This is a genomic window from Jeotgalicoccus meleagridis, from assembly GCF_903994045.1.
In the GTDB taxonomy this organism is placed as follows: domain Bacteria; phylum Bacillota; class Bacilli; order Staphylococcales; family Salinicoccaceae; genus Jeotgalicoccus; species Jeotgalicoccus meleagridis.
Window position 1 is genome coordinate 1 of the sequence record NZ_CAJEWD010000009.1, and the last position, 12432, is coordinate 12432.

Genomic DNA, 12432 nt, shown 5'->3' on the forward strand with positions numbered 1-12432 from the left:
GCCACACCTGTTCCCATGTCGAACACAGTAGTTAAGCTCTCCAGCGCCGATGGTAGTTGGACTGACGTCCCGCAAGAGTAGGACGCTGCCAGGCTAATATTTTAATAAAATGTAAAATTCATATTGATTTTTTATTAATAATATAAGATAATAAATACTTAATGGAGAATTAGCTCAGCTGGGAGAGCATCTGCCTTACAAGCAGAGGGTCGGCGGTTCGAACCCGTCATTCTCCACCATCTAGCCGGCCTAGCTCAACTGGTAGAGCAACTGACTTGTAATCAGTAGGTTGGGGGTTCAAGTCCTCTGGCCGGCACCATAATACTAAGAGCCATTAGCTCAGTCGGTAGAGCATCTGACTTTTAATCAGAGGGTCGCAGGTTCGAATCCTGCATGGCTCACATTTGAAATAGCGGGTATGGCGGAACTGGCAGACGCGCTAGACTTAGGATCTAGTGCCTTCGGGCGTGGGGGTTCGACTCCCTTTACCCGCACCATATTAAATTATTTAAAAAAGATAAATCAGCGGAAGTAGTTCAGTGGTAGAACACCACCTTGCCAAGGTGGGGGTCGCGGGTTCGAATCCCGTCTTCCGCTCCAGTTTAAGCCGGGGTGGCGGAACTGGCAGACGCACAGGACTTAAAATCCTGCGATAAGTGATTATCGTACCGGTTCGATTCCGGTCCTCGGCACCATTAGTTTTATTTGCGCCCATAGCTCAATTGGATAGAGCGTTTGACTACGGATCAAAAGGCTAGGGGTTCGACTCCTCTTGGGCGCGCTTATAATATAATAACGGGAAGTAGCTCAGCTTGGTAGAGCACTTGGTTTGGGACCAAGGGGTCGCAGGTTCGAATCCTGTCTTCCCGATTCTATTTTATAATAGATATCACTTTTAATTTAATGGGGGCTTAGCTCAGCTGGGAGAGCGCCTGCCTTGCACGCAGGAGGTCAGCGGTTCGATCCCGCTAGTCTCCACCATTATTAAGTTAGTACTTGTTAGTTTATAAAATTTAACTCGGCGGCGTAGCTCAGCTGGCTAGAGCGTACGGTTCATACCCGTGAGGTCGGGGGTTCGATCCCCTCTGCCGCCACCATTAAGGACCTTTAGCTCAGTTGGTCAGAGCAAACGGCTCATAACCGTTGGGTCGCAGGTTCGAGTCCTGCAAGGTCCACCATAACTTAATTTTATATCGCGGAGGAATACCCAAGTTCGGCTGAAGGGATCGGTCTTGAAAACCGACAGGGGCTTAACGGCTCGCGGGGGTTCGAATCCCTCTTCCTCCGCCATTTTTATTTTAATATTATTATCGCGGGATGGAGCAGTGGTAGCTCGTCGGGCTCATAACCCGGAGGTCGTAGGTTCGAATCCTTCTCCCGCAATTATCTATGTTTGGTCCCGTGGTGTAGCGGTTAACATGCCTGCCTGTCACGCAGGAGATCGCGGGTTCGATTCCCGTCGGGACCGCCATTATAATTAAATATAAGTGGTTTAGTAGCTCAGTTGGTAGAGCATGTGATTGAAGCTCACAGTGTCGGCGGTTCGATTCCGTCCTGAACCACCATTTAAGCCGGCCTAGCTCAACTGGTAGAGCAACTGACTTGTAATCAGTAGGTTGGGGGTTCAAGTCCTCTGGCCGGCATATTTACGGAAGGGTAGCGAAGTGGCTAAACGCGGCGGACTGTAAATCCGCTCCTTCGGGTTCGGCAGTTCGAATCTGCCCCCTTCCATTTGTATAGGGGTATAGTTCAATGGTAGAATAGAGGTCTCCAAAACCTTTGATGTGGGTTCGATTCCTACTACCCCTGCTTTATTAATTTAGTAATATGGCGGTTGTGGTGAAGTGGTTAACACACCGGATTGTGGTTCCGGCATGCGTGGGTTCGATCCCCATCAGCCGCCCCATATTGGGCTGTAGCCAAGCGGTAAGGCAACGGGTTTTGGTCTCGTGACGCGAAGGTTCGAATCCTTCCAGCCCAGTTTTTAATTTAAAAAGTAATCCTTTGGCGCCATAGCCAAGTGGTAAGGCAGAGGACTGCAAATCCTTTATCACCGGTTCAAATCCGGTTGGCGCCTTTTATATTAAATGCGGAAGTAGTTTAGTGTTTAGAACATGCTTCTTCCTGAAGCAAGACATAGGTTTAAATCCTATCTTCCGCTCCATATTTTTTAAAAATGAAGACTTATAGTCTTTTTTTTTATAATGAGCCACCGTGGCGGAATTGGCAGACGCGTTGGACTCAAAATCCAATTCTCGTTAGAGAGTGTCGGTTCGATCCCGACCGGTGGTATATAAGACCTAATCGTTGTTTTCAATGGTTAGGTCTTTTTTAATAGGATTTAGTGAAAAAATTCTCAAATTATTCATGAATTTTGTGAAAATATCACATAATGTCTGTTGATTTGTGTTAAAATAAGTTTTTATTGCTTAAAATAATATAATATAAGCAATAAAAAGTGAGTTAGGAGGATTAGAATGCATCCTAAAGAAAATGACGTTTTAGAACATATAAAAGTAAACCCTTTTATTTCACAATCTGAGCTGGCTAAAAAGCTCGGTCTTACAAGCTCATCTGTATCATCAATTATTTCTGATCTTATTAAAAAAGAATTTATTCAAGGTCAAGCTTATGTCTTAAATACAGAATTTCCTATTGTTTGTATTGGTGCAGCTAACGTGGATAGAAAGTTCTTTGTCAATGAAGAGTTGATACATGGTACCTCTAACCCGATTCAGTCATCTCAGTCAGTCGGTGGAGTTGCACGTAACATAGGAGAGAATCTTGGCCGCTTAGGAGAAAATGTTGCTTTAATCACGACACATGGTGCTGATAGTGAATGGCAAACAATATCTGATTTAACCTCACCTTTTATCAACCTAGATTTTGCACAGTATGTAGAAGGACAATCAACAGGTTGTTATACTGCATTATTAAGTAATGATGGTGATATGGAATACGGCTTAGCAGATATGGACATATATGACCATTTAACTCCAGAGGTATTGATTAAACAAACATACATATTAAAGCGTGCAAAGTGTATAATCGCAGATTTAAATACGCCTAAAGTCACTCTAGAGTTCTTAACTGCATACGCAGAAAAACATAATTTAAATCTTGTACTTATTCCAGTATCCGGACCTAAGATGGACCGTCTACCAGATAATTTAAATTCTGTTGACTGGTTAATCGTCAATAGGGATGAAACTGAAGCACAATTTAATATTAAAATTAATAATGATCAAGAATTGATGGATGCAGCAGCCTTGTGGACGGATTTAGGAGTTCGTAATGTCATTGTTACGAATGGCGTCAAATCCATAGCTTACAGCAATAAGAACGGTGATCAGAAGGTATATGACATTACACCATCAGATAAGGTAGTAGATGTCACAGGAGCAGGAGATTCGTTCTCTAGTGCAATTATCTTTGGATGGTTGAAAGGCTATTCAGTTGATGATATCGTCAAAATGGCAATGGCTAATAGTCGTAAGACCATTGAAACACCTTTTACTGTTCGTGAAGATTTATCTGAAAAGCAATTAATTAAAGACATGGAGGAAGTTAAATGAATCATTTAATCGATTTACATCCTGAGGTTAAAGAAGCTTTAGAAAATAACAAGCCTGTTATCGCTTTAGAATCTACAATTATTTCACACGGTATGCCATACCCACAAAACGTTGAAATGGCAACAACTGTAGAAAACATCATCCGCGAAGGTGGTGCTGTGCCAGCAACAATTGCAATCATGGATGGAAGAATCAAAGTTGGTCTAGATGAAGAATCATTAGAGAAACTTGGAAACTCTGAAGGCGTTGCTAAAGTTTCACGTCGTGATCTAGCAGAAGTTATTGCAACGAAAAGAATTGGTGCAACAACTGTAGCTTCAACGATGATCTGTGCTGAAATGGCAGGAATTAAATTCTTCGTAACTGGTGGAATTGGTGGCGTACACCGCGGTGTTGAAGAGACAATGGATATCTCTGCTGACTTAGACGAACTTGGTAAAACAGATGTTGCTGTAATCTGTGCTGGAGCTAAATCAATCTTAGACTTAGATAGAACAATGGAATACTTAGAAACTAAAGGTGTACCAGTGATTGGTTATCAAACTGAAGTATTACCAGCTTTCTTCACACGCACAAGTGATATTAAACTTAACACTGTTACTGAAACTACTGATGAAATTGCAAGCATCATTAAAGCAAAACACGATCTTGGACTTGAAGGTGGCGTAGTAATCGCTAACCCAATTCCAGAAGAAGATGAATTAAATAAAGATTACATCGATGGAATTGTTCAAGAAGCAGTTAAAGAAGCTGAAGAAAATGGAATTGGTGGTAAAGATTCAACACCATTCTTACTAGGTAAAATTGTAGAGAAAACTGAAGGAAAATCATTAGAAGCAAACATTAAACTTGTTTACAATAATGCAAAAGTTGGCTCACAAATTGCTGTAGATTACTTCAATAAATAATTGCTAGATATAAGCCCTAATCCTTACATTTAATGTAGGATTAGGGTATTTTATTATATAAGGGAATAAAAAATTGAAGAGGGTGCGGAGTGTGACGGAATTTATTAAATATCTTTCTTTAAAAAAAGATGAAAGTGGAGATAATTTATACTTCATTTCTGATGAAACAACAAAGAGAGAACTTCATCGTTATAATTTAAATAATGAAGAGCTAATTCAAGTAACAAATGAAAAAGAGAATGTGAAAAACTTTTGGCATGTGGATGAAGGTCTTTTGATTGCTACAGATTACAACGGTAATGAAAGAGAACAACTCACTTACATAAAAAACGGCAGTGTTCAAAAAATTACTGATGACGGTGATTACTATCATCATTACGGTGTGTATATGAAAGATCATTTTATCTTTCTTAGAAACCATCACGATGGTAAGGACTTTGACCTAGTAAAATATAGTCAAGGACAGTTAGAAGTTATGGCTACTTTTGAGCGTCCAACTTCCATAGTTTCAAAATTTGATGATGAAAAAATCATTCTAAGTCAGCAAGTAAATAATATTGATAAAGAAATTTATCTCTTTAATATACATACAGGGGAGTATAAAAAAACACCATTATCGATTGGGCGTTTTTCAAACTACCGTTCTTTAAATGAAGAAACAGCCGTCTTTACGAGTGATTATCTTGAAGGACATATGAACTTATATCTCTTAAATAAAGAAGACTTTTCATTTAGAAAGCTCACATATTTTAAATGGGATATTGAAAAGCTCTTAATATTAAATGATAAAGAAACTGTTGTATTTGAAGTGAACAAGAAAGGTTTCAGTCAGCTTTTTCAATATAAGGTCACCGAAGATATTTTAGAACTATTAGACTTTCCAACTGATGGTGTCATTCACTCAATTCAAAATATAGATAGTAAACTATATATGATTTATTCCAGCATGAATCAACCGCATATTGTTTGTTCATACGATCTCATGAGACATGAATTAATAAAATTATTTGGCAATGAGGATCTTAAAGAACCGATGACTGTCAGCCATTCAACTTACCCGTCCTTTGATGGACTTGATGTGCCATATTATCTATATGAACAAGCAGGTGAGAACTTATCGACTGCCATTCATGTGCACGGAGGACCTGAGTCTCAAGCAAGACCTGAATTTAATGAGCTGTACTATAAACTTTATAAGGAAGGCTTCCAAATTGCTGTACCGAATATTAGAGGTTCTACTGGCTATTCTAAATTCTATATCGGTCTTGATAACCAAGAAAAGAGAATGGATGCAGCAAAAGACGTCGTATCTCTAAGAAGTCACTTATGTGCAGTACATGATGCGAATCCAGAAAACATTTTTATTATGGGCCGAAGTTATGGTGGCTTTATGACTCTACTGCTCATTACTCAATTCCCTAAATTGTGGAGAGCTGCGGTGGATATTGTTGGGATTTCTCACTTTACTACCTTACTGTCGAACACACCTGCATGGCGAAGGGATAACCGCTCATATGAATACGGCTTTATCGGTAAACATGATGAGTTTATGCAGTGTATTGCACCATTAAATAATGCACATAGAGTAAGGTCTCCTTTAAAAATATTCCATTCACATCACGATGTGAGAGTACCTTTCTCTGAATCGACTCAAATGTATGAAAAAATGAAAGAAGTGCATAAAGATGTTGAACTAATCGTTTACGAAAACGAGGGACATCAATATTTGTATACTGAAAATCAAGATGATATGAATGCTAGAATTGTTAAATTCTTTAAAGAAGAGACTAAGAAATAATAAGAAGAGACTAAACAAACTTGTTTAGTCTCTTCTTTTGCTTAAGTGATTAAATTTAAATAATAGGGTAGTGAAGTTTTCAATTTCTTCTTTTGTCCACTCATTAGAGATCGTATTAAAACGCTCTTGTCTTTTTGAGCGCGCGCGTTTTAAGGTCTCTTTTCCTTCAACAGTTAAATCATACTTGTAGGCACGTCTATCAGTTTCGGAAGAAATTTTCTTGATTTTATCTTGTTTTAATAATTCAGCAGCTTGACGACTGACAGTAGAGATGTCTAGAAATAAATGTTCAGATAACTGTTTTACTCCCATAGCACCTTCTTCTGATAGTAATAATAGTATTAAATAACTCGCAGATTTTAATTCTTGAGACTCACTGATTTTTGAGGTGCGATATTTTAATTGTCTAACCAGCATACCAAGCTGCAATTCTAGTTTTTCTAAAGCTTGATCATGATTCATTTATGGCGACCTTTCAGAATAATTTATTATTTGACTTTGAATATAGTTGTATTATACAATTACTTCTGTTGTATGTCTAGGAAAGAAGGAAATATATGTCAAATAACTTAGAAAATAATCAAAACTTAACTACTAGGAGTCGCACTGTCCTAATGGCGGTATTGTTGTCAGGGGCTTTTGCGGCTATTTTAAATCAAACGCTGTTAGCGACTGCAATTCCACATATCATGAATGATTTAAAGCTGGATGCTGATGTTGCACAGTGGTTACAATCTGTTTTTATGCTTGTCAACGGAATTATGATTCCAATTACTGCTTTCTTAATTAATAAATTTTCTACAAGATCTTTATTCTTTACAGCACTGTCACTGTTTGGACTCGGTACTTTAATTTGTGGTATTTCCCCAAATTTCTCTATTTTACTCGCTGGTAGAATACTACAAGCAGCAGGTGCCGGTATTGTGATGCCATTAATGCAAACGATCCTATTTCTAACTTATCCTAAATCTGAACGTGGTAAGGCTATGGGAATGTTTGGATTAGTAATTAGTTTTGCTCCAGCTATAGGACCGACTTTATCAGGTTGGTTTGTAGAAATATACCCTTGGAGAGGACTATTCTGGATTATCGTACCAATTGTTGTCATTGATATTATTGTTGCTTACTTTATTTTAAGAAATGTGACTAAAACAACGAACCCAAGTCTAGATATGACATCAATTGTCTTATCAACACTTGGTTTTGGTGGTCTACTATACGGCTTTAGTGCTGCCGGAAATTCCGGATGGTTGAGTGTATCAGTCATTCTTCCTATCATCGTTGGAGCTTTAGCACTGTTCTTCTTTATCAGACGTCAAAATAAACTTGATGAACCAATCTTAGAATTTGGAGTATTTAAAAATAAAGTATTTACTTTATCTACACTACTCGGAATGATTGTCTTTATGGCTATGATTGGTGGAGCAGTCATACTTCCTATCTTTATGCAGACCATGCTTGGTTTCTCAGCTATGGAATCTGGCATGATGTTACTACCAGGTGCCATACTCATGGGAATCATGAGTCCTGTTACAGGTCGTCTTTACGACAGATACGGGGCACGTTGGTTAGCCATTATCGGTCTTTTAATAGTGACTGTGACGACACTGATGTTTTCAAATCTGGATACAGCAACAACATTCACTTACTTAGCAGTAGTTAACACATTTAGAATGCTAGGTGTTGCCATGGTTATGATGCCAGTGACAACAGCAGGTTTAAATCAAATTTCAAACACTTTAGTGCCACATGGTACTGCTATGAACAACACGATGAGACAAGTAGCAGGTGCAGTAGGAACTGCCTTACTCGTATCGATTATGACAGGAACTATGAAACCTGAAGAAGGTGTTGAGGGAATGATTCACGGCGTCAACGTCTCTTTCTTTTTTGCAGCAACACTTGCTTTTATTGGATTTATTTTAGCCTTTTGGTTAAGAGAACCAAAAGAAAATTAAAAGAACAGATAAGCATATCATTATATGCTTATCTGTTCTTTTTTCTACTTCTATAAAGCTGCATCAAGACGATAATAACTAAACCAATATACATAAAATATTTAACGATAAAAGTAGCTAAACCGTTTAATACATCAAGAGGATAGAGTATTCTACCCAGACTATAAATTAAAATAATAATAAAGATAATTTTTGTCGACCACTCTGAAGAAGACAAGATAAAGTACAGTGCAGCTGCTGCGATAATAATAAATAATCCAAACAGTAATGAATCAACTAGAGAGACATCGAAACTATCAATAAATAAAACTTGTAAAAAACTTGATGACATAAAGATAATGAGGCAATTGGTGATTACAAATAATAATAAAAATATAATAGATGCTCCGGTTTTATGACTGCCCCGTCCAGATGCCTGGTGTTTTATCCCATGATTCATGAAAGGTACCATCACAAAAATTAAGAGTAGAGCAAGGACTACAGAATAAGAAAGAACTATTTCTCCTATGAAAAATGTCATAGCGATGTAGAGTACTGCAAAGTAGAAGAGTAATATCGTAACGTCTATCCAGAAATTCCCTCTAATTTTTTCTAATTCCTTTGATTCGTTTTTAGCTAGCACTCGCGTCTTTTGGTTGTAATAATCAATATAATTTTGATTATTATCTATCATGTTTCTTACTAGCTCATATAACTTTTTATATTTTGCTTCTTGTGCAACGTGATTTTTATCGAATTCCTGATTTAAAGAATCAAAAGCGATTTGATCATCGTCACTTAAATTTTCATATAGTTTAGTATATTTTTCTTTAAATTGTGTCATAGTAACCTCTTATTCTGTACTTATTAATTTCTAGTATATCAACAAGTTATGTATTTGACGATGAAAGTAAATGATTAAGAAAGTATAAATGGGTTATATAAAGAAAAATTAAGTTAAAATAACTTAATTTTAGTTTGTTACTTGCTTTTTGTAACTGGATATATTATTATAAGTATTGCAATACTTCGAAATTGAAATAATTAAATTTAACATGTATGGAGGAATTTTAAAAATGGCTAAATTTGTAGCAGACACAGCACACTCAGAATTAGAATTTACGGTAAAACATATGATGGTAACTAAAGTAAGAGGAACTTTCGGCGAATGGTCAATGGAAGTAGAAGTTGACGACATTGAAGATCTTTCATCAGCTGTTATCAAAGGTGAAGCAAACGTAGCAACTATCGATACAGGCGTTGAAGACCGCGATGCTCACTTACGTTCTGGAGACTTCTTTGAAACTGATGAATTCCCTAAAATGACATTTGAATCAACTAAAATTGAAGGTTCAGGTTCAAAATATCAAGTTACAGGTAATTTAACAATTAAAGATGTAACTAAAGAAATTACTGTACCACTTTCTTATAACGGACAAGGTGTAAGTCCATTTGGACCTACTGTATATGGTTTTGAAGCAGATTTCTCAATCAACCGTGAAGATTTCGGTTTAACATGGAACCAAACTTTAGAAACTGGTGGCGTACTTGTATCTAAAGATGTTAAGATCAACGCTGAATTACAGTTTAACCCAGCTGAATAAATAAATGCACAATAATTGAAGGTCTGACATTTGTCAGGCCTTTTTGATTAGAAAATTATACAAAGGGTATATAGTATTATTAATAAATATAGATAATAGGAGATGCTATAATTGGCAAATTTTGATGCATTGATAATTGGTTTTGGTAAGGCAGGGAAAACTTTAGCGGGTAGTCTTGCTGCACAAAATTGGAAAGTTGCATTAGTTGAAGAAGATCCTAAAATGTATGGTGGTACATGTATTAACATTGCTTGTATTCCTACGAAATTACTTATGCATGATGCATTAGAAGGCAAGGATTATGCTTCTGCCATAGAACGCAAATTCACTACGATTGAAAAGCTGAATAATAAAAACTATCATACTGTCGCAGATTTAGATAACGCTGAAGTTATTGATGGAAAAGCGACATTTTTAAATGATAAAGAAGTAGAAGTTAAGAAAAACGACGGTAGTAAAGAAACATTGACTGCAGATAAAATATTTATCAATACAGGTGCTAAAACAGCCATTCCACCATTAGAAGGTGACATGGACTCAGACAAAATTTATACTAGTACGAGTCTTTTAGAAGAGAAAAAATTACCTGAAACATTGACAATAGTCGGTGGCGGTTATATTGGTCTAGAATTTGCGACAATGTACAATGCCTTTGGTTCAACAGTTAATGTCATTGTTCCAAATGATGCTATTTTAGAAAATGAAGACGAGGAAATTGCTAAAGAAATTACTAAAGACTTAAAAGAAAGTGGCGTTAACTTTATTTTTGGTAACTCTGCTGAGAAAGTAACTGACAATGGTAATGATATTACAGTTCATCTTTCTGAGAGTGAAGATATCACTTCACAGGCTGTCTTGTTTGCTACTGGACGTAAACCTAATACAGAAGGTTTAGGTTTAGAAAACACGAGTGTTAAAGTAAATGATAAAGGTGCAATTGAAGTGAATGATCACCTAGAAACAAGTGTTGAAAATATCTTTGCTTTAGGTGATGTAAAAGGTGGCATGCAGTTTACTTATACTTCACTTGATGACTTTAGAATAGTGAATGACTACCTTTTATCAGAAGGTAAATATACTTTTAAAGAAAGACAAAATGTTCAATACTCTATGTTTATCGACCCAGTGTTCTCACGTATTGGCTATACTCTAGATGAAGCTAAAGAGAAAGGCTATAATGCAAAAGAAAATAGTATGGCTATGTCTGGACACCCAAGATCGCACGTTAATAATGAAACTAGAGGTATTTTTAAAGCCGTTGTAGATACGGACAGTAAAAAAATACTCGGTGCACATTTATACGGTGTCAATTCTGAAGAGTTAATAAACACAGTTAAACTTGCTATGGACCATGATATACAATATACAAGTTTGAGAGATATGATGTATAACCATCCAAATATGTCAGAAGCGTTTAATAACTTGTTTGATATATAAAGTTGAATATATAAACTGATAAATTCCCCTTCATTTGGTTAAGAAGCTAAGTGAAGGGGAGTTTTACTCTAAAAAAAATAAATAGTTATAGACCGTGTTTTTTCAAGGCTCTATAAACTCGAGCTATGGGTAAACCGACGATTGTGTAATAATCTCCTTGTATGGACTCAACAAATGAAGCACCAAAATCTTGAATCCCATATGCTCCAGCCTTGTCATATGGTTCACCTGTATTGATGTAATCTTCAATTTCCTGGTGACTTAAACTGAAAAATGACACACTTGCCTTAGAGATTATTTTTTCCTCAAAGTCCCTTGACTTTATGATTGCAGCGGAGTACACTTCATGAGTGTTGCCGGATAGGGCGTTGATCATCTTCCTAGCCTCTTCTTTAGAAGTAGGTTTTTCAAAGATCTCATTGTTGAAGCTTACTACAGTATCACCAGTGATTATGGTAGTATTCTCAGGGAGTTGAAGAGCATCTGCTTTTAGTCTGGCTGTTTCTATGACTTTTGTTTGAGGGTCGGTTGATGTGATTAGTTTCTCATCAACATTTGGAACTTCTACTTCAAAGGAAATACCGACTTGTTTGAGTAAACTTTGACGTCTTGGAGAAGATGATCCAAGTATAATTTTCATAGATAAAACCTCCATTATGATTAAGGTTGCCTTATATTATAAAGTGGTTATAATGGCTTTAGTGTAGCTTTTGAAAATAACTATGAGAAATTTAAATAGATAATTAATAATTATGATATAGAAGAATTAAGAGGGGAGCAATCATGAGAGTTGAATTAACGAAATACAGAGTAAAAGAAGGTAAAAGTGAATTAGTCGATGAGTGGATTGAGTATATGCACAACCACATGGATGATGTGCTCATGAACCTCGAAGGTGAAAAAATGTTTGTGGAAACAATCTTCCGAGAAGCATTTAATGATGTTGAATATTTGTATTGGTACAGCGTTCAGGATGTAGAAACGACCGAGCAAGAAGTTAATGCTGATGAACTTGACCAAAAACATATAGAATACTGGGAACAATGTATCGACAAAACTTTCAGACCAGAAGATATGAAAGCTGAGATTGTTATGATACCTAAAAAAATAAGAGACGCTATGCAATTTGATGAAAACCAATAAAGTCAGGGGACTTATATACCCTGGCTTTAT

Annotated in this window: 10 protein-coding genes, 23 tRNA genes and 1 rRNA gene; 31 read left to right on the forward strand and 3 right to left on the reverse strand. The window is 36.7% G+C overall.

Annotated elements, in window-relative coordinates:
• The 27 genes from rrf to JEOSCH030_RS10335 all read left to right on the forward strand — a co-directional run.
• Nucleotides 1–94, forward strand: a 5S ribosomal RNA gene (gene rrf / locus JEOSCH030_RS10205); the annotation flags it as partial.
• Nucleotides 95–163: 69 nt separating this feature from the next.
• Nucleotides 164–239 (forward strand) — tRNA-Val (locus tag JEOSCH030_RS10210).
• A 4-nt stretch (nt 240–243) separates the two neighbouring features.
• Nucleotides 244–319: transfer RNA gene (locus JEOSCH030_RS10215), tRNA-Thr, on the forward strand.
• Between the two features lie 9 nt (nt 320–328).
• Nucleotides 329–401: transfer RNA gene (locus tag JEOSCH030_RS10220), tRNA-Lys, on the forward strand.
• Nucleotides 402–412: 11 nt separating this feature from the next.
• Nucleotides 413–497, forward strand: a tRNA-Leu gene (locus JEOSCH030_RS10225).
• 28 nt (nt 498–525) lie between these two features.
• A tRNA-Gly gene (locus JEOSCH030_RS10230) sits at nt 526–600 on the forward strand.
• Nucleotides 601–606: 6 nt separating this feature from the next.
• Nucleotides 607–695: transfer RNA gene (locus tag JEOSCH030_RS10235), tRNA-Leu, on the forward strand.
• Nucleotides 696–707: 12 nt separating this feature from the next.
• Nucleotides 708–781, forward strand: a tRNA-Arg gene (locus JEOSCH030_RS10240).
• A 15-nt stretch (nt 782–796) separates the two neighbouring features.
• A tRNA-Pro gene (locus JEOSCH030_RS10245) sits at nt 797–870 on the forward strand.
• A 35-nt stretch (nt 871–905) separates the two neighbouring features.
• Nucleotides 906–981: transfer RNA gene (locus tag JEOSCH030_RS10250), tRNA-Ala, on the forward strand.
• A 39-nt stretch (nt 982–1020) separates the two neighbouring features.
• Nucleotides 1021–1097, forward strand: a tRNA-Met gene (locus JEOSCH030_RS10255).
• A 4-nt stretch (nt 1098–1101) separates the two neighbouring features.
• A tRNA-Ile gene (locus JEOSCH030_RS10260) sits at nt 1102–1178 on the forward strand.
• Nucleotides 1179–1197: 19 nt separating this feature from the next.
• Nucleotides 1198–1290: transfer RNA gene (locus tag JEOSCH030_RS10265), tRNA-Ser, on the forward strand.
• A gap of 21 nt (nt 1291–1311) precedes the next feature.
• Nucleotides 1312–1383: transfer RNA gene (locus tag JEOSCH030_RS10270), tRNA-Met, on the forward strand.
• A 12-nt stretch (nt 1384–1395) separates the two neighbouring features.
• Nucleotides 1396–1471 (forward strand) — tRNA-Asp (locus JEOSCH030_RS10275).
• Nucleotides 1472–1489: 18 nt separating this feature from the next.
• A tRNA-Phe gene (locus JEOSCH030_RS10280) sits at nt 1490–1565 on the forward strand.
• A gap of 5 nt (nt 1566–1570) precedes the next feature.
• Nucleotides 1571–1643: transfer RNA gene (locus tag JEOSCH030_RS10285), tRNA-Thr, on the forward strand.
• A 7-nt stretch (nt 1644–1650) separates the two neighbouring features.
• A tRNA-Tyr gene (locus tag JEOSCH030_RS10290) sits at nt 1651–1731 on the forward strand.
• Between the two features lie 7 nt (nt 1732–1738).
• A tRNA-Trp gene (locus tag JEOSCH030_RS10295) sits at nt 1739–1809 on the forward strand.
• 21 nt (nt 1810–1830) lie between these two features.
• A tRNA-His gene (locus JEOSCH030_RS10300) sits at nt 1831–1906 on the forward strand.
• Between the two features lie 3 nt (nt 1907–1909).
• A tRNA-Gln gene (locus tag JEOSCH030_RS10305) sits at nt 1910–1981 on the forward strand.
• 25 nt (nt 1982–2006) lie between these two features.
• Nucleotides 2007–2077: transfer RNA gene (locus JEOSCH030_RS10310), tRNA-Cys, on the forward strand.
• 12 nt (nt 2078–2089) lie between these two features.
• Nucleotides 2090–2164: transfer RNA gene (locus JEOSCH030_RS10315), tRNA-OTHER, on the forward strand.
• A 44-nt stretch (nt 2165–2208) separates the two neighbouring features.
• Nucleotides 2209–2292, forward strand: a tRNA-Leu gene (locus JEOSCH030_RS10320).
• A 185-nt stretch (nt 2293–2477) separates the two neighbouring features.
• Entirely contained in the window at nt 2478–3575 is a 1098-nt protein-coding gene (locus JEOSCH030_RS10325; RefSeq protein ID WP_185126572.1) for a carbohydrate kinase family protein, read from the forward strand.
• A complete protein-coding gene (locus JEOSCH030_RS10330; protein ID WP_185126573.1) occupies nt 3572–4483 on the forward strand; it encodes a pseudouridine-5'-phosphate glycosidase in 912 nt (303 codons plus the stop codon). The genes JEOSCH030_RS10325 and JEOSCH030_RS10330 overlap by 4 nt, the downstream gene beginning before the upstream one ends.
• A 91-nt stretch (nt 4484–4574) precedes the next feature.
• On the forward strand, nt 4575–6281 hold the full coding sequence (locus JEOSCH030_RS10335) for an alpha/beta hydrolase family protein (protein ID WP_185126574.1): 1707 nt from the start codon (nt 4575–4577) through the stop codon (nt 6279–6281).
• Between the two features lie 24 nt (nt 6282–6305).
• On the opposite strand, the gene JEOSCH030_RS10340 is transcribed toward JEOSCH030_RS10335, so the two are convergent.
• On the reverse strand, nt 6306–6743 hold the full coding sequence (locus JEOSCH030_RS10340; protein ID WP_185126575.1) for a MarR family winged helix-turn-helix transcriptional regulator: 438 nt from the start codon (nt 6741–6743) through the stop codon (nt 6306–6308).
• A 95-nt stretch (nt 6744–6838) separates the two neighbouring features.
• Between JEOSCH030_RS10340 and JEOSCH030_RS10345 the strand changes: the two genes are divergently transcribed.
• Nucleotides 6839–8239: an MDR family MFS transporter gene (locus JEOSCH030_RS10345; RefSeq protein WP_185126576.1), complete on the forward strand. Its 1401-nt coding sequence runs from the start codon at nt 6839–6841 to the stop codon at nt 8237–8239.
• A 28-nt stretch (nt 8240–8267) separates the two neighbouring features.
• Here the strand turns inward: JEOSCH030_RS10345 and JEOSCH030_RS10350 are convergent, their stop codons facing one another.
• Nucleotides 8268–9062: a hypothetical protein gene (locus JEOSCH030_RS10350; protein ID WP_185126577.1), complete on the reverse strand. Its 795-nt coding sequence runs from the start codon at nt 9060–9062 to the stop codon at nt 8268–8270.
• A gap of 232 nt (nt 9063–9294) precedes the next feature.
• Here JEOSCH030_RS10350 and JEOSCH030_RS10355 point away from each other — a divergent pair, with 232 nt between their 5' ends.
• Together JEOSCH030_RS10355 and JEOSCH030_RS10360 are read left to right on the forward strand one after the other, a co-directional pair.
• Complete coding sequence (locus JEOSCH030_RS10355) at nt 9295–9822, forward strand: YceI family protein (protein WP_185126578.1); 528 nt, start codon at nt 9295–9297, stop codon at nt 9820–9822.
• Between the two features lie 111 nt (nt 9823–9933).
• Nucleotides 9934–11259 (forward strand): FAD-dependent oxidoreductase, encoded by a 1326-nt coding sequence (locus JEOSCH030_RS10360; RefSeq protein WP_185126579.1) that lies wholly within the window; start codon nt 9934–9936, stop codon nt 11257–11259.
• Nucleotides 11260–11344: 85 nt separating this feature from the next.
• On the opposite strand, the gene JEOSCH030_RS10365 is transcribed toward JEOSCH030_RS10360, so the two are convergent.
• On the reverse strand, nt 11345–11899 hold the full coding sequence (locus JEOSCH030_RS10365; protein WP_185126580.1) for a Maf family protein: 555 nt from the start codon (nt 11897–11899) through the stop codon (nt 11345–11347).
• Nucleotides 11900–12042: 143 nt separating this feature from the next.
• Here JEOSCH030_RS10365 and JEOSCH030_RS10370 point away from each other — a divergent pair, with 143 nt between their 5' ends.
• Nucleotides 12043–12402 (forward strand): DUF6176 family protein, encoded by a 360-nt coding sequence (locus JEOSCH030_RS10370; RefSeq protein WP_185126581.1) that lies wholly within the window; start codon nt 12043–12045, stop codon nt 12400–12402.
• Nucleotides 12403–12432: the final 30 nt, after the last annotated feature.